15 protein-coding genes are annotated in these 13,631 nt (G+C 62.5%); 5 read left to right on the top strand and 10 right to left on the bottom strand.

Annotation, left to right across the window (positions count from 1 at the left end; all coding sequences use genetic code 11):
* Nucleotides 1–201: 201 nt before the first annotated feature.
* Complete coding sequence (recA, locus tag LB556_RS21530; RefSeq protein WP_013895892.1) at nucleotides 202–1,302, bottom strand: recombinase RecA; 1,101 nt, start codon at nucleotides 1,300–1,302, stop codon at nucleotides 202–204.
* Nucleotides 1,303–1,582: 280 nt separating this feature from the next.
* On the opposite strand from recA, the gene LB556_RS21525 reads away from it, so the two are divergent.
* Together LB556_RS21525 and LB556_RS21520 are read left to right on the top strand one after the other, a co-directional pair.
* The gene (locus LB556_RS21525) at nucleotides 1,583–2,527 is read left to right on the top strand and encodes a carbohydrate kinase family protein (protein WP_224569743.1); all 945 of its coding nucleotides are present in this window, start codon (nucleotides 1,583–1,585) and stop codon (nucleotides 2,525–2,527) included.
* A gap of 71 nt (nucleotides 2,528–2,598) precedes the next feature.
* On the top strand, nucleotides 2,599–3,516 hold the full coding sequence (locus LB556_RS21520) for a pseudouridine-5'-phosphate glycosidase (protein WP_224569742.1): 918 nt from the start codon (nucleotides 2,599–2,601) through the stop codon (nucleotides 3,514–3,516).
* Between the two features lie 139 nt (nucleotides 3,517–3,655).
* Here LB556_RS21520 and LB556_RS21515 read toward each other — a convergent pair whose 3' ends face one another.
* Nucleotides 3,656–3,979 (bottom strand): TfoX/Sxy family protein, encoded by a 324-nt coding sequence (locus LB556_RS21515; protein ID WP_224569741.1) that lies wholly within the window; start codon nucleotides 3,977–3,979, stop codon nucleotides 3,656–3,658.
* 90 nt (nucleotides 3,980–4,069) lie between these two features.
* On the opposite strand from LB556_RS21515, the gene LB556_RS21510 reads away from it, so the two are divergent.
* On the top strand, nucleotides 4,070–4,567 hold the full coding sequence (locus tag LB556_RS21510; RefSeq protein WP_224569740.1) for a GFA family protein: 498 nt from the start codon (nucleotides 4,070–4,072) through the stop codon (nucleotides 4,565–4,567).
* A 119-nt stretch (nucleotides 4,568–4,686) separates the two neighbouring features.
* On the opposite strand, the gene sufA is transcribed toward LB556_RS21510, so the two are convergent.
* The 4 genes from sufA to sufD all read right to left on the bottom strand — a co-directional run bounded on the left by sufA (nucleotide 4,687) and on the right by sufD (nucleotide 7,761).
* Nucleotides 4,687–5,067 carry a Fe-S cluster assembly scaffold SufA gene (sufA, locus tag LB556_RS21505; RefSeq protein ID WP_224569739.1) on the bottom strand — a complete coding sequence of 127 codons (381 nt, stop codon included), beginning with the start codon at nucleotides 5,065–5,067 and terminating at the stop codon, nucleotides 4,687–4,689.
* 101 nt (nucleotides 5,068–5,168) lie between these two features.
* Nucleotides 5,169–5,561, bottom strand: a complete 393-nt coding sequence (locus LB556_RS21500) for an SUF system Fe-S cluster assembly protein (RefSeq protein WP_224569738.1) — start codon at nucleotides 5,559–5,561, stop codon at nucleotides 5,169–5,171.
* Between the two features lie 5 nt (nucleotides 5,562–5,566).
* Entirely contained in the window at nucleotides 5,567–6,811 is a 1,245-nt protein-coding gene (locus tag LB556_RS21495; protein ID WP_224569737.1) for a cysteine desulfurase, read from the bottom strand.
* Between the two features lie 5 nt (nucleotides 6,812–6,816).
* Entirely contained in the window at nucleotides 6,817–7,761 is a 945-nt protein-coding gene (gene sufD, locus LB556_RS21490; protein WP_224569736.1) for a Fe-S cluster assembly protein SufD, read from the bottom strand.
* On the opposite strand from sufD, the gene LB556_RS32025 reads away from it, so the two are divergent.
* The gene (locus LB556_RS32025; RefSeq protein ID WP_224569735.1) at nucleotides 7,724–7,915 is read left to right on the top strand and encodes a PEP-CTERM sorting domain-containing protein; all 192 of its coding nucleotides are present in this window, start codon (nucleotides 7,724–7,726) and stop codon (nucleotides 7,913–7,915) included. The genes sufD and LB556_RS32025 overlap by 38 nt on opposite strands.
* Before the next feature lie 189 nt (nucleotides 7,916–8,104).
* On the opposite strand, the gene sufC is transcribed toward LB556_RS32025, so the two are convergent.
* The 3 genes from sufC to LB556_RS21470 all read right to left on the bottom strand — a co-directional run bounded on the left by sufC (nucleotide 8,105) and on the right by LB556_RS21470 (nucleotide 11,788).
* Complete coding sequence (gene sufC / locus LB556_RS21480) at nucleotides 8,105–8,860, bottom strand: Fe-S cluster assembly ATPase SufC (RefSeq protein WP_224569734.1); 756 nt, start codon at nucleotides 8,858–8,860, stop codon at nucleotides 8,105–8,107.
* Nucleotides 8,861–8,889: 29 nt separating this feature from the next.
* Nucleotides 8,890–10,407, bottom strand: coding sequence for a Fe-S cluster assembly protein SufB (gene sufB / locus LB556_RS21475; RefSeq protein WP_224569733.1), 1,518 nt, complete (start codon nucleotides 10,405–10,407; stop codon nucleotides 8,890–8,892).
* A gap of 220 nt (nucleotides 10,408–10,627) precedes the next feature.
* Nucleotides 10,628–11,788 (bottom strand): cysteine desulfurase family protein, encoded by a 1,161-nt coding sequence (locus tag LB556_RS21470; protein ID WP_224569732.1) that lies wholly within the window; start codon nucleotides 11,786–11,788, stop codon nucleotides 10,628–10,630.
* Nucleotides 11,789–12,044: 256 nt separating this feature from the next.
* Between LB556_RS21470 and LB556_RS21465 the strand changes: the two genes are divergently transcribed.
* Nucleotides 12,045–12,719 (top strand): alpha/beta hydrolase, encoded by a 675-nt coding sequence (locus tag LB556_RS21465; protein WP_027028091.1) that lies wholly within the window; start codon nucleotides 12,045–12,047, stop codon nucleotides 12,717–12,719.
* Nucleotides 12,720–12,802: 83 nt separating this feature from the next.
* Here the strand turns inward: LB556_RS21465 and LB556_RS21460 are convergent, their stop codons facing one another.
* Nucleotides 12,803–13,624, bottom strand: a complete 822-nt coding sequence (locus tag LB556_RS21460) for a phosphatase PAP2 family protein (RefSeq protein ID WP_224569731.1) — start codon at nucleotides 13,622–13,624, stop codon at nucleotides 12,803–12,805.
* Nucleotides 13,625–13,631 lie beyond the last annotated feature (7 nt).

The raw sequence follows: 13,631 nt of genomic DNA, 5'->3' as shown, positions 1-13,631 counted from the left end.
CAGAAAATAGACTTGGCCTTTTAGCGGGCACGCCCGACCCTGTCCAGAAACACGGAATTGGGCCAATCCAGGAGTTTGCCAGTCCCTAAAAACGAAAACCGCCGGCGCGAAGGCCGGCGGTTTTGAACGCGGTACTAAAGAACTCTATTACTTAAGCGTCAGATAATAGGCTGGATTTATGGCCAAACTCTGGCTGTTGCCCTACATCGCGCCGGCTTCGTCTTCAAAACCGTCATCGCCATTGCCCTCGGAGCCGCCATTTTCGAGGAATTTCTCGGCGATCAGTCCGGCATTCTGCCTGAGCGCCAGTTCGATTTCGCGCGCGGTGTCGGGATTGTCGCGCAGGAACAGTTTTGCATTCTCGCGGCCCTGGCCGAGACGCTGCGAATTGTAGGAGAACCAGGCACCCGACTTCTCGACCACGCCGGCCTTGACGCCGAGATCGACCAGTTCGCCGGTCTTGGAGACGCCCTCGCCATACATGATGTCGAACTCGACCACCTTGAAGGGCGGTGCCAGCTTGTTCTTGACCACCTTGACGCGGGTCTGGTTGCCGACCACCTCGTCGCGATCCTTGACCGAGCCGATACGGCGGATGTCGAGGCGAACCGAAGCGTAGAATTTCAGCGCATTGCCGCCGGTCGTCGTTTCGGGCGAGCCGAACATGACGCCGATCTTCATGCGGATCTGGTTGATGAAGATGACCATGGTGTTGGAGCGCGAGATCGATGCGGTCAGCTTGCGCAGCGCCTGGCTCATCAGCCGGGCCTGCAGGCCGGGCAAGGAATCGCCCATCTCGCCCTCGATTTCCGCACGCGGCGTCAGCGCCGCCACCGAATCGACCACCAGCACGTCGATGGCGCCCGAACGCACCAGCGTGTCGCAGATCTCGAGCGCCTGCTCGCCGGTGTCGGGCTGCGAGATCAAAAGGTTTTCAAGATCGACGCCAAGCTTGCGGGCATAGACCGGATCGAGCGCGTGCTCGGCATCGACGAACGCGCAGATGCCGCCCTTCTTCTGGGCCTCCGCCACCGTGTGCAACGCCAGCGTCGTCTTGCCCGAGCTTTCCGGCCCGTAGATTTCGATGATGCGGCCGCGCGGCAGACCGCCGACGCCGAGCGCGATATCGAGGCCAAGCGAACCCGTCGGCACCGTTTCGATCTCGACGACCTGCTCGTTGGCGCCGAGCCGCATGATCGAGCCCTTGCCGAAAGCCCGCTCGATTTGCGACAGCGCCGCATCCAGAGCCTTTGATTTGTCCACTGCCTTATCCTCTACCAGCCGCAAAGAATTCTGAGCCATGATACATCACCCCTTGGTCGTCAATGAAGGCCGGACAATCCGTAATCCCTGCCACTTTGTACCTTTTTTGTTCTCATTTGGCAAGGGGCGACAACCGACTGAAAATCAAGAGATATTCCGATCTGTTCTTTTTTTGTCTCGCGAACCCTGGCAGGAACAGGCCCAAATTGGGCGGAACCGCTCGATTGTCCTGTTCCGCCGAATCGCCGTCCTGCATGCGAAGCTCTGTCGCGCACTCTAGCGCTTGTGCGCCTGCAACAACAAAGGTCATATCGCCGCCATGGTGAAATCCGCGAAGATACTGGCGGTGGGCGGTGCCCACATAGACCGGCGTGGCCAGGTGTCCGGTCCTTATGTGCCGGCAGCCTCCAATCCCGGCACGATGCGCGAGGATGTCGGCGGTGGCGTCTTCAACGCGCTGCGCAGCACGGTGCGCCGTGGTGTCTCGGCTTCGCTACTGTCGGTGCGCGGCGGCGATGCGTCGGCCGACACGGTTTCACGGGCCATTGCGGAGGCAGGCATCGTCGACCTGTCGGCGGTGTTCCTCGACCGTGCCACGCCGAGCTACACCGCACTGATCGACCGCGAAGGCGAATTGATCGTCGGTTTTGCCGACATGGCGCTGTACGACCTAGCTTTTCCCAAGCAGATCCGGCGTTCCAGGATACGCCAGGAGGTGGCCGCCGCCGATGCCATCCTGTGCGACGCCAATCTGCCGTCGGCCGCGCTGGAGCGGCTGCTGTCGCTTGCCGCGGGTAGACCGGTTTTCGCCATCGCGATTTCACCGGCCAAGGTGACGCGGCTGATACCGGTGCTCGGCGGGCTGGCCCAGCTGTTCATGAACCGGCGGGAGGCCGTTGTTCTGGCCGGCGTCAATGCAAGTGCCGCCGAGCGGGAAGTGATCGACGGCTTGCGATGCAGCGGGCTTACCAGCGGCGTGGTCACGGCAGGCAGTGGTCCTGTGCTGGGTTTCGACGACACAGGCGCCTTTTCGATCCTGCCGCCTGCTCCCAGAAAAGTCGCCGATGTCACCGGCGCGGGCGACGCGCTGGCGGGTGCGACGGTCGCGGCGCTGCTGCGCGGCCTGCCGCTGCGCCAGGCCCTGCGCGAAGGCGTCGCGGCGGCGACACTGGCCATCGAAAGCGCCAACGCGGTGCCCGAATTCACCGCGGCGAGCTTCGCGGAAGCGCTGGCCCTTGTGCCGGATGCCAGGGAAGTGGCATGAGACCGGCAAATTCATAGCGCCGCAGTGACGTTTACGCGCTCTGATTGATGCGCCGCGATTGGAGATTTGAGATGACCCCAGAGACCGCCCGCCTTTTCATCGATGTCCACGCACCGGTGGCGCAGGCCCTGGCCGCCGGCCGACCGGTGGTGGCGCTGGAGAGCACCATCATCACCCATGGCATGCCCTACCCCGACAATGGCGCCATGGCGGCGAATGTCGAAAAGATCATCAGCGACGGCGGCGCGGTGCCGGCAACGATCGCGGTGGTTGGCGGCCGCATCAAGATCGGCCTTTCCGACGGCGAGCGCGAATCGCTGGCCATGACGGGTGACGCCATGAAGCTGTCGCGCGCCGACATCGGCTTCGCGGTCGCGCAAGGGCGCACGGGCGGCACCACGGTCGCGGCGACCATGATCGCGGCTGACATGGTTGGGATAAAAGTGTTCGCCACCGGCGGTATTGGCGGCGTGCACAAGGGCGCGGAAAAGAGTTTCGACATCTCGGCCGACCTCGATGAACTGGCGCGCACACCGGTCATCGTCGTGTCCGCCGGCGCCAAGGCCATCCTCGACATCGAAAAGACGCTTGAAGTGCTGGAGACGCGCGGCGTGCCCGTGGTCGGCCATGGCTGCGAGACCATGCCGGCCTTCTGGTCGCGGCAGTCGCCGTTCCGCGCGCCATTGACCCTGTATAAGCCGGAGGACATCGCGCATTTCTACAAGACGCGGCTGGCGCTGGGGCTTGGCGGCGGCATGCTCATCGCCAATCCGGTGCCGGAAAACCACGAAATCCCCGCTGAAGAAATGGCCGGCTACATCGAAGCCGCGCAGAAGGCGGCCGAAGCCCTCAACGTTACCGGCAAGGCGGTGACGCCGTTCCTGCTGGGAAAAATCCTCGAACTCACCGGCGGCCGTAGCCTGAAAACCAACATCGCGCTGGTCGAGAACAATGCCAGGCTGGCGGCAGAGATAGCGAAGGCGCTGTAGGACCGCCAAGAAAGTCCCCCCTCACCCGGATTGCCAAGACCGAATTGCAAAGGGGCAATGCGGGGCAATCCGACCTCTCCCCGAGGGGAGAGGAGCTTGCGGCGTCAACGGCGAGGGGGCGGCCCGCGCTAGCGGGAATCTACTTGCCGGCGCGCCGCCCGGCTTCATAGGCGCGCCGCACCCATTCCGTCATTTCATCAGGATCGTCAAAGGCGCTGTCGGGAATACTCCAATAAGGCATCGCCACCAGCTTGCCGTGACGCGTGCCGGTGTAGGTCCACTGCCGGCAACCGGCGGCTTCGAAGTCGGGCGCGCTCTGCTCGTCGGCCTTCAGCAGCAATTCGCCGCGCAGCACGATGGCGACGATGACGCCGTCGAAATAGATGCCCTTGCCGCCGAACAGTTTTCGGATGCTGACCGGGCCAAGGCCCTCGAACAGTTCCGCGATGCGCTCATTGTCCATGCCGCGATCATGTCACCAGCATTTGGCCTTGTCATCGCCGCAACCAAGATCATGCTGACAGGTTGAAACTGTCCTGTCGGAGTTTTTGCCATGCCGCTTCTTCTCAAGGGATCCTGTCGCTGCAACGCCGTGCGCTTCGAAGTGGAAAGCCACACGCCGGTGCCGTTCATGCTGTGCTACTGCTCGATCTGCCGCAAGCAGCAAGGCGGCGGCGGTTACGCCATCAATCTCGGCGCCGATTACGAGACGCTGAACATCAGGGGCAAGAAAAGCCTCGGTGTCTATCGGGCCGAGATCGAAGACGACGAGCGCCCCCACTGCGAGGTCTCGACCGGGGAGCGCAACTTCTGCCGCAAATGCGGGTCGGCGCTCTGGCTCTACGATCCGACCTGGCCGGATCTGATCCATCCCTTCGCCTCGGCGATTGACAGCAACCTGCCGAAGCCGCCCGAAAAGGTGCATCTGATGCTGAAATACAAGGCGAACTGGGTCGAGCCCGAGATCGGCAAGCGCGACAAGGCGTTCGACCTCTACCCCGAGGAATCGATCGCCGACTGGCACAAACGGACAGGCATGTGGGTGGAGTAGCTTCTTCGCCCCGTTTACGGGGAGAAGATTCCGGCAGGCAGGCCAGGCGAATGGTGTAGAGGCTGGCGCTGCCCCTCATCCGGCCCTTCGGGCCAACGTAAACGGGGCGAAGGAAGGGCTCAGGCCGAGGCGCGTGCTTCGGCCAGTGCCTTCAGGTCCGCCGGCTTCAACTCGACCGATTCGCCGCAGCCACAAGCCGAGCTTTGGTTCGGGTTGTGGAAAGTGAAGCCGGTGCGCAGCGTCGTCTGCTCGAAATCCATCTCGGTACCGAACAGGAACAGGGCCGCTTCCGGCGCAACATAGACATGGGCGCCGTCGCGCTCGACATGGTCGTCCTTGGTATTGGGTTCGGTGACCAGATCGACCGTATATTCCATGCCGGCGCAGCCACCCTTCTTGATGCCAAGCCGAATGCCATGCGCGTTGTCGCGCGTGGCGACGATCTCGCGGACCCGCTCGGCGGCCTTTTCGGTCATCGTGATGACGGCAAAGCGTCCCATTCTTTTCCTACTCCATTCCCTGCGGGTTCAAGGCCCGCCGAATGATTCCTCACCTAAAATGGTGAAGTTTTACCCCTGGCGCAAGGGTGCCAGGCTCGGCGCTAGTACCACCCAACCGCGACCTGCGCCTCTTCCGACATGCGATCAGGCGTCCAGGGCGGATCGAAGGTCATGTTGACCTCGACGCCGGACACGCCTTCGACGGCGCCGACGGCATTTTCCACCCAGCCGGGCATCTCGCCGGCCACCGGGCAGCCGGGCGCGGTCAGGGTCATGTCGATCTTGACCGAGCGGTCGTCCTCGATATCGATCTTGTAGACCAGGCCGAGTTCATAGATGTCGGCCGGGATTTCCGGGTCGTACACGGTCTTCAGCGCCGAAACGATGTCATCGGTCAGCCGCGCCAGTTCATCGGCGGGAATGGCGTTGGCGGAGACGACGCCGTTGGTGGCGGTCTCAAGGGCGGTCTCGGCAGTGGTGCTCGCATCATCCATGGTCGTCACCCGAAGAACTTGCGCGCTTTTTCCAGCGCCTCTGCCAAAGCGTCGACTTCGGCCCTGGTATTATACATGCCGAACGATGCCCTGCATGTGGAGGTTACGCCAAAGCGTTTCAACAGCGGCTGGGCGCAATGGGTGCCCGCGCGCACGGCCACGCCTTGCCTGTCTATCACCATCGAGACGTCATGGGCATGAATGCCCTGGAGTTCGAACGAGATGATGGCGCCCTTATCAGGCGCGTCGCCGAAGATGCGGAGCGAGTTGATGGCGCGCAGCCGCTCATGGGCGTAATTCTTGAGGTCTTCCTCATGCGCCGCGATGCGCCCGCGGCCGACAGACTCCATGTAGTCGAGCGCGGCACCCAGCCCGATCGCCTGGACGATCGGCGGCGTACCCGCCTCGAAACGGTGCGGCGGGTCGTTGTAGGTAACGATGTCTTCCGTCACCTCCTCGATCATCTCGCCGCCGCCCATGAAAGGGCGCATACCGGCGAGAATGTCCTTCTTGCCGTAAAGAACGCCGATGCCCGAAGGGCCGTAGACCTTGTGGCCGGTAAAGACGAAAAAATCGCAGTCGAGGTCCTGCACGTCGATCGGCATATGCACGGCGCTCTGGCTGCCGTCGACGAGTACGGGAATGCCGCGCGCATGCGCGATCCGGACAATCTCCTTGATCGGCGTCACCGTGCCCAGCGCATTCGACATCTGCGTGATGGCGACGAGCTTTGTCCTGTCGGTCAGCCGCTTTTCGAATTCCTCGATGTGGAAGACGCCGAGATCGTCGACCGGTACCCAGACCAGCTTGGCACCCTGCCGTTCGCGGATGAAATGCCAGGGCACGATGTTGGAATGGTGCTCCATGATCGACAGCACGATCTCGTCGCCCTCGCCGATGTTCGGCATGCCGTAGCCATAAGCGACGGTGTTGATCGCCGAAGTCGTGTTCGAGGTGAAGACGATGTTGTCGGTGTTTGGCGCGTTGAGGAAGCGACGCACCGTCTCTCGCGCCTTCTCATAGGCATCGGTAGCGGCATTGGACAGGAAATGCAGGCCGCGATGGACGTTGGCGTATTCCTGGGAATAGGCATGCTGGATGGCATCGAGCACCACCTGCGGCTTCTGCGCCGAGGCGCCGTTGTCGAGATAGACGAGCGGCTTGCCATAGACCTCACGCGACAGGATCGGGAAATCGCGGCGGATCGCCTCGACGTCATAGAAATCTCCGGGCTTGCCTGGAGCGTTCATCAGCATCACCCGTGTGTCACGAACCACTCGTCGAGCCGCGCTTCCAGCGCCTCGACGATCGCCTCGTCATCCAGTTCCTCGATCACCTCGGCGACGAAGGCCTTGACCAGCAGGCCGCGGGCGCTCTTTTCGTCGACGCCGCGCGCCATCAGGTAGAACAGGTGGTCGTGGTCGATCTCGGTGACCGTCGCGCCATGGCCGCAGACGACGTCGTCGGCGAAGATTTCGAGCTCCGGCTTGGTCGCGAACTCGCCATCGTCCGACAAAAGCAGCGTGTTGCATGCCATCTTGGCATTGGTCTTCTGCGCATATTGGTGGACGTTGATGCGGCCCTGGAAGACCCCGCGCGCCTTGCCCGTCACCACATTGCGGATGACCTCGGTCGATGTCGTGTGCGGGACGGCGTGATCGAGCACCATGGTCACGTCGGTGTGCGTGTCGCCGGCCAAAAGGTTGATGCCGCGCAGCTTGAAGTCGGCGCCTTCACCCGTCGCCTTGACCATGATCTCCTGGCGCACCAGCCGGCCGCCGGCGTTCATGACGAACAGCGTCAGTTTCGCGTTCTTGCCGATATGAGCCTTGAACTGCGCCAGATGCGTTGCCGTTTCCGGTTGCTCCTGGACGATCAGCCACGTCACCTCGGCGCCTTCGCCGAGCACGAGTTGGCTCACGGAACTCGTCAGCGCAGCGCCCTCGCCGGCTTGACGCTCGACGATGACGGCCTTGGCGCCGGCGCCGACCCGCACCGGCAGGCGCACATGGGCCTGGCCACCGGCTTGCAGATTCTGCAGTTCGATCGGCTTTTCCAGTTGAGCGCCATCGGCGATGTCGACAAAGTAGCCGTCGGCGACGAAGGCCGTGTTCAGCGCGCCGATGGCATCGTCGCTGCCATAGGTATCAAGGCCCGGCGCGATGCTTCCATCGGTCAGCTTTTCAGTCAGGCGCTGCACGGTCACACCCTCGACCGCCGGTAGTTTCGTGCCGGAATTTCCGTTCAGGATCGACAGGACAGCGGAGCCTTCGACAATCGGCGCAATGGGCTTGGCTACAGCAGTCGGGTCGAAATCCGGCACCGCGTTCAACAGCCGGCGCAGGTCGGTGTAGTGCCAGGATTCGATGCGTCGCGTCGGCAGGCCGTGCTTGATAGCTTCGATGGCGTCGTCACGCTTCAGCATCACCGCGCCGTCACCCGGCAGCAGCGACAGCCGGTCCCCGAACGCGTCGATCAACGCTGTCTCGGCGGGTGTCCGCTGCGGTTGTGGGTGCATGTTCATCAGTCTTGCCTCTGCCATTTCACGCGGCTTCGCCGATGACGCCGGCATAGCCGTTGGCTTCGAGGTCGAGCGCCAGCGACTTGTCACCCGACTTGATGACCTGGCCCTTGTAAAGCACATGCACGCTGTCGGGCACGATGTGCTCGAGCAGACGCTGGTAGTGGGTGATGACCAGGAAGGCGCGGTCGGGCGAACGCAGCGCGTTGACACCGTCGGACACGATCTTCAGCGCATCGATGTCGAGGCCGGAATCGGTCTCGTCGAGCACGCAGAGCCTTGGCTCCAAAAGCTTCATCTGCAGGATCTCGGCGCGCTTCTTCTCGCCGCCGGAGAAGCCGACATTGAGCGGCCGCTTCAGCATCGCCATGTCCATGTTGAGCGAGGCGGCGGCTTCCTTCACCCGCTTCAGGAATTCCGGGATCTTCAGCGGCTCCTCGCCGCGCGCCTTGCGCTGCTCGTTCATCGCCACCTTCAGGAATTCCATCGTCGCCACGCCCGGTATCTCCATCGGATACTGGAAGGCGAGGAAAATGCCCGACGTAGCACGTTCGGCCGGATCCATTTCGAGGATCGACCGGCCGTTGTAGAGGATGTCGCCCTCGGTCACCTCATAGTCCTCGCGGCCGGCGAGGATGTAGGACAGCGTCGACTTGCCCGAACCGTTCGGGCCCATGATGGCGGCGACCTCGCCGGCTTTCACCGTCAGGTTCAAGCCGCGGATGATTTCGGTGCCGTCATCGACGATGCGGGCATGCAGGTTCTTGATCTCAAGCATTTTTGTTTCCTGAATATTTGTCTGGGCGGTCAGCCCACCGAACCTTCCAGCGAGATGCCGATCAGCTTCTGCGCCTCGACCGCGAACTCCATCGGCAGTTGCTGGATGACGTCCTTGACGAAGCCGTTGACGATCAGCGCGATCGCTTCCTCTTCCGGAATGCCGCGCTGCATGACGTAGAATTTCTGATCTTCGGAAATCTTGGACGTTGTCGCTTCATGCTCGAACTGCGCCGTCGAGTTTTTGGCCTCCATGTAGGGCACGGTGTGCGCGCCGCACTGGTCGCCGATCAGGAGCGAGTCGCAGTTGGTGAAGTTGCGGGCGTTGGTCGCCTTGCGATGCGCCGAGACCTGACCGCGATAGGTGTTCTGCGAAAAGCCGGCAGCGATGCCCTTGGAGATGATGCGGCTCGACGTGTTCTTGCCGAGATGGATCATCTTGGTGCCGCTGTCGACCTGCTGGTAGCCGTTCGACACGGCGATCGAATAGAACTCGCCTTGGGAATCGTCGCCGCGCAGGATGCAGCTCGGATACTTCCAGGTGATCGCCGAGCCGGTTTCGACTTGCGTCCACGAGATCTTCGAGCGGTCGCCACGGCAGTCGCCGCGTTTGGTGACGAAGTTGTAGATGCCGCCCTTGCCCTCGGCGTCGCCCGGGTACCAGTTCTGCACCGTAGAGTATTTTATTTCGGCATCGTCGAGCGCGACCAGTTCGACCACCGCAGCATGAAGCTGGTTCTCGTCGCGCTGCGGCGCCGTGCAGCCCTCGAGATAGGAGACGTAGGCCCCCTCCTCGGCGATGATCAGCGTGCGCTCGAACTGGCCGGTGTTCTTCTCGTTCATGCGGAAGTAGGTCGACAGCTCCATCGGGCAGCGCACGCCCTTGGGCACGAAGACGAAGGAGCCGTCGGTGAAGACGGCCGAATTCAGCGTCGCGTAGAAATTGTCGGAGGTCGGCACGACCGAACCGAGATATTTCTGGACCAACTCCGGATGCTCGCGGATCGCTTCCGAGATCGAGCAGAAGATGACGCCGGCCTGCGCCAGTTCCTTCTTGAAAGTGGTGACGACGGAGACGGAATCGAACACCGCATCGACGGCGACGCGGCCCGATTTGTAGACGTTGTCGCTGGCTTCCTCGAGTTCCGAGACATCGGTCTTCTGCACGCCGGCAAGGATTTCCTGCTCTTTCAACGGAATGCCGAGTTTCTCATAGACCTTCAATATCTCGGGATCGACATCGCTGAGCGAAGTCGGCCCGGGCGTGCTCTTTGGCGCCGCGTAATAATAGATGTCCTGAAAATCGATCTTGGGATAGTTGACGCGCGCCCAGGTCGGCTCTTCCAGCGTCAGCCAGCGGCGATAGGCTTCGAGGCGCCATTCCAGCATCCAGGACGGTTCATCCTTCTTGGCCGAAATGAAACGGATGATGTCCTCGCTAAGGCCCTTTGGGGCCTTGTCGACAGCGATCTCGGTCTGGAATCCATATTTGTATTGGTCGACGTCGATCTTTCGAACCCGATCGATCGTGTCCTGCACAGCAGGCATATGCGTTCTCCATCCACGCCGGGGTCAAGGCCCGACAGTTTTCAAACTATGGCACCGCCAGATGGACGCCCAGGAAGCGTCCGCGGCAGCGTAAGTTCCATATAGTGCGTCTCGACCGGAAATTCACCCGGCCAACATCAAACGCACGGCTCTACCAGGCCGAAAGGCCCAAATCCGTTTTTCTCAAGCATCGGACCTTCCCGGTCCGATGCTCCGACCGCTAGGCGGCCTTCTCTTTACCCGCCCTCCGCGCGACAATACCCGCCAGCGCGGTGCGGAACAGTTCGATGTCCCTGGCGCCGGTCGCGGCACCGACCGACACGCGCAAGGCGCCAAGGCTGTCACCGCGCCCCATGGCCTTCAGCACATGACTCGGCCCGACCTTGCCCGACGAGCAGGCGGAGCCGGCGGAAAGCGCCACGCCCGCCAGATCGAAGGCGATCTGGGCGGTTTCGGCTTTGACGCCGGGAATAGCGAAGAATGTCGTGTTGGCAAGCCTTGGCGCGCCGGCTCCGAAGATTTCCGCGTCGGGCACCAGCATTTTCACGATGGCTTCGATTTCGTCGCGGCGAGCCCGCACCGCGTCCATAGCCTGCAATCCGGCCAAGGCCTCGCGTGCGGCCGCACCAAAACCGGCAATGGCCGCGAGGTTTTCAGTGCCGCCGCGATGGCCCTTCTCCTGGCCGCCGCCATTGATCAAAGGCTTTGGCATCATCAGGTCGGCGGCGGCAACGATGGCGCCGACGCCTTTGGGGCCACCGATCTTGTGCGAAGACAGAATCAGGTAATCGGCGTAACCCGCTGACATATCGATCGAAACACGGCCGGCGGCCTGAACCGCGTCGACGACGAGAATGCCGCCGGCCGCCTTGACGACCTCGGCGATGCGATCGATCGGCTGGATGACGCCGGTTTCGTTGTTGGCGGCGTGGATCGCGACCAAGGGCAAGCCATCGGCCTTGTCGTGCCCGGCGAGCGCCGCCGTCAAGGCCTCGAGATCGACGATGCCATCGGCGTCGACGCCGATCCGCACGACCAGGTTCGCCGGGAAGCGGCCGCCATTCAGCAGGCAGGGATGATCGGCCTCGCAGACGTAGAGCCGGCTCATGCGAATGGCGCCCCGCCCCATCTGCCAGTCCGGCGTCAGAAGCGTCGAGGCGGCCTCGGTCGCGCCCGAGGTGAAGACAACATGTTCGGCCTTGCCGTTGACCAGTGCCGCCACGTCGCGCCTGGCATGGTCGACCAGTCTGCGCGCCGCACGCCCCTCGGCATGGACCGACGAGGGGTTGGCCGCATCAAACGTCGCGACCATGGCCTCGCGCGCCGCTGAAAGCAGCGGCGCACTGGCATTATAGTCGAGATAGGCGCGTATCGCGGCCATTTTCGTCCAGTTCTTCCCTTCAGAAGCCATTCCGCCGACGTATGGCGTTATTTCCTTGAAATTCCAAGGCAAGCCGTCCTATTTACGCGGCTTGCGGCGAGGGCGGCCGGGCGATTGCGTCTCGGCCACCCAGTTTTGAACAATTCTAAACTAGCTTCTATGAAGACGCTCGCCCTGCGTCAAGGTCTGTGGAAGCGGGGCCAGAGGAAGAGCGTTCCGGGCGCCGCGCACTTGTATATGTCACGTGGAGTATTTCATGCCTGAGGTCATTTTCACCGGTCCGGCCGGCCGCCTGGAGGGACGCTACCAGCCCTCGAAGGAAAAGAGCGCGCCGATTGCCATCGTGTTGCACCCGCACCCGCAGTTCGGCGGCACGATGAACAACAAGATCGTCTATGACCTGTTCTACATGTTCCAGAAGCGTGATTTCACCACGCTGCGCTTCAATTTCCGCGGCATCGGCCGCAGCCAGGGTGAATTCGATCACGGCACCGGCGAATTGTCGGATGCCGCCGCCGCTTTGGACTGGGTACAGTCGTTGCATCCGGACTCCAAGAGCTGCTGGGTGGCTGGCTATTCCTTCGGCTCGTGGATCGGCATGCAGCTTCTGATGCGCCGGCCCGAGATCGAAGGCTTTATCTCGATCGCGCCGCAGCCCAACACCTATGATTTCTCGTTCCTGGCGCCCTGCCCGTCCTCGGGTCTCATCATCCATGGCGACGCCGACAAGGTGGCGCCGCCGAAGGATGTGCAAGGCCTGGTCGACAAGCTGCACACGCAAAAGGGCATCACCATCACGCAGAAGACGCTGCCCGGCGCCAACCATTTCTTCGCCAATGACGCCGATGTGCTGATCGAGGAATGCGCCGACTATCTCGATCGCCGGCTGGCGGGAGAGTTGTCCGATCCGCGACCGAAGCGGCTGCGCTAAGACATCGGGCCAGGCATATTCGCGGCAGCGGGCAATGCCCGCCTGCTCGACGCAAGGCCGCGCTGCCGATTATCCGGAACCGGCTATTTTTCGGGCGCAACCAAGCGGAACGATGGCTTGCGTACCGGCAATCCCGAGCGCGCCGGCCGGAAGATGAAGCCGAGCCTGGCAAAGACCAGTCCGCACGCCAGCGCGAAGGCGCAGCCGAGGCCGAAGCCGGCGACGGTGTCGCTGGGGTAGTGCGCGCCGACGAAGACCCTGGTCGAGGCGATGCAGGCCGTGACCACCAAAGCGATGTACCAACGCCGCGGAAACAAAAGCAGCAGGATACCGAACACGGCGCCCATCGTCGTGGCATGGCCTGAGGGAAAGCCCGCAAAGCGCGCATCGAAGGCAAAAGGGTGCAGCGCAAGGACGCCAAAATCCTGGAAGTAGAGCGGGCGGGCCCTGCCAATGGCATATTTCAGGACATTGACGGTGAGGCCGGACAGGCCAACGGCGCTCAGCACCAGGAAAGCCAGACAGGTCCAACTGTAGACCAGCATCAGCGCGCGTCGCGAAAGGCTTCGCCAATCCGTCAGATTGGCAGCGACAAGCAGCAGCGCGGACGGGATGAGATACCAGCCGCCCAGTCCGAACTGCGTGAAGAACTCGGCAAGCCTGGCCACACCCGCGGACCACTGGCCGTGGGCTACTCCTGCCGGCGTATCGAGACGAACAAAGGCCGCTGCAGTCAGAAAGACCCAGACCAGGCCCCACGCCCACCATGAGATGTTGGGATAGCGAGCGGGGCGAACGGCAAGGCGCCGCCTTGCGATCTGCAGGGTATCGCTAAAATTGCCGAGGGATCGGCGTCCTATTCCAAGGAGCGAGTTGGAAACTGGAGGGCGCGATTTCACGAGCATTTGGAAC

The sequence above is a fragment of the Mesorhizobium sp. ES1-4 genome (genome assembly GCF_020164745.1).
In the GTDB taxonomy this organism is placed as follows: Bacteria; Pseudomonadota; Alphaproteobacteria; order Rhizobiales; family Rhizobiaceae; genus Mesorhizobium.
Note: the sequence above shows the minus strand (reverse complement) of the source record. Positions and strands in the feature narration are given on the sequence as shown.

Bases quoted from the DNA above. Each gene is read 5' to 3' on its own strand.
- recA (WP_013895892.1), bottom strand. From the start codon at position 1,302: ATGGCTCAGAATTCTTTGCGGCTGGTAGAGGATAAGGCAGTGGACAAA.
- LB556_RS21525 (WP_224569743.1), top strand. From the start codon at position 1,583: ATGGTGAAATCCGCGAAGATACTGGCGGTGGGCGGTGCCCACATAGAC.
- LB556_RS21520 (WP_224569742.1), top strand. From the start codon at position 2,599: ATGACCCCAGAGACCGCCCGCCTTTTCATCGATGTCCACGCACCGGTG.
- LB556_RS21515 (WP_224569741.1), bottom strand. From the start codon at position 3,979: ATGGACAATGAGCGCATCGCGGAACTGTTCGAGGGCCTTGGCCCGGTC.
- LB556_RS21510 (WP_224569740.1), top strand. From the start codon at position 4,070: ATGCCGCTTCTTCTCAAGGGATCCTGTCGCTGCAACGCCGTGCGCTTC.
- sufA (WP_224569739.1), bottom strand. From the start codon at position 5,067: ATGGGACGCTTTGCCGTCATCACGATGACCGAAAAGGCCGCCGAGCGG.
- LB556_RS21500 (WP_224569738.1), bottom strand. From the start codon at position 5,561: ATGGATGATGCGAGCACCACTGCCGAGACCGCCCTTGAGACCGCCACC.
- LB556_RS21495 (WP_224569737.1), bottom strand. From the start codon at position 6,811: ATGAACGCTCCAGGCAAGCCCGGAGATTTCTATGACGTCGAGGCGATC.
- LB556_RS32025 (WP_224569735.1), top strand. From the start codon at position 7,724: ATGCTTCCATCGGTCAGCTTTTCAGTCAGGCGCTGCACGGTCACACCC.
- sufC (WP_224569734.1), bottom strand. From the start codon at position 8,860: ATGCTTGAGATCAAGAACCTGCATGCCCGCATCGTCGATGACGGCACC.
- sufB (WP_224569733.1), bottom strand. From the start codon at position 10,407: ATGCCTGCTGTGCAGGACACGATCGATCGGGTTCGAAAGATCGACGTC.
- LB556_RS21470 (WP_224569732.1), bottom strand. From the start codon at position 11,788: ATGGCCGCGATACGCGCCTATCTCGACTATAATGCCAGTGCGCCGCTG.
- LB556_RS21465 (WP_027028091.1), top strand. From the start codon at position 12,045: ATGCCTGAGGTCATTTTCACCGGTCCGGCCGGCCGCCTGGAGGGACGC.
- LB556_RS21460 (WP_224569731.1), bottom strand. From the start codon at position 13,624: ATGCTCGTGAAATCGCGCCCTCCAGTTTCCAACTCGCTCCTTGGAATA.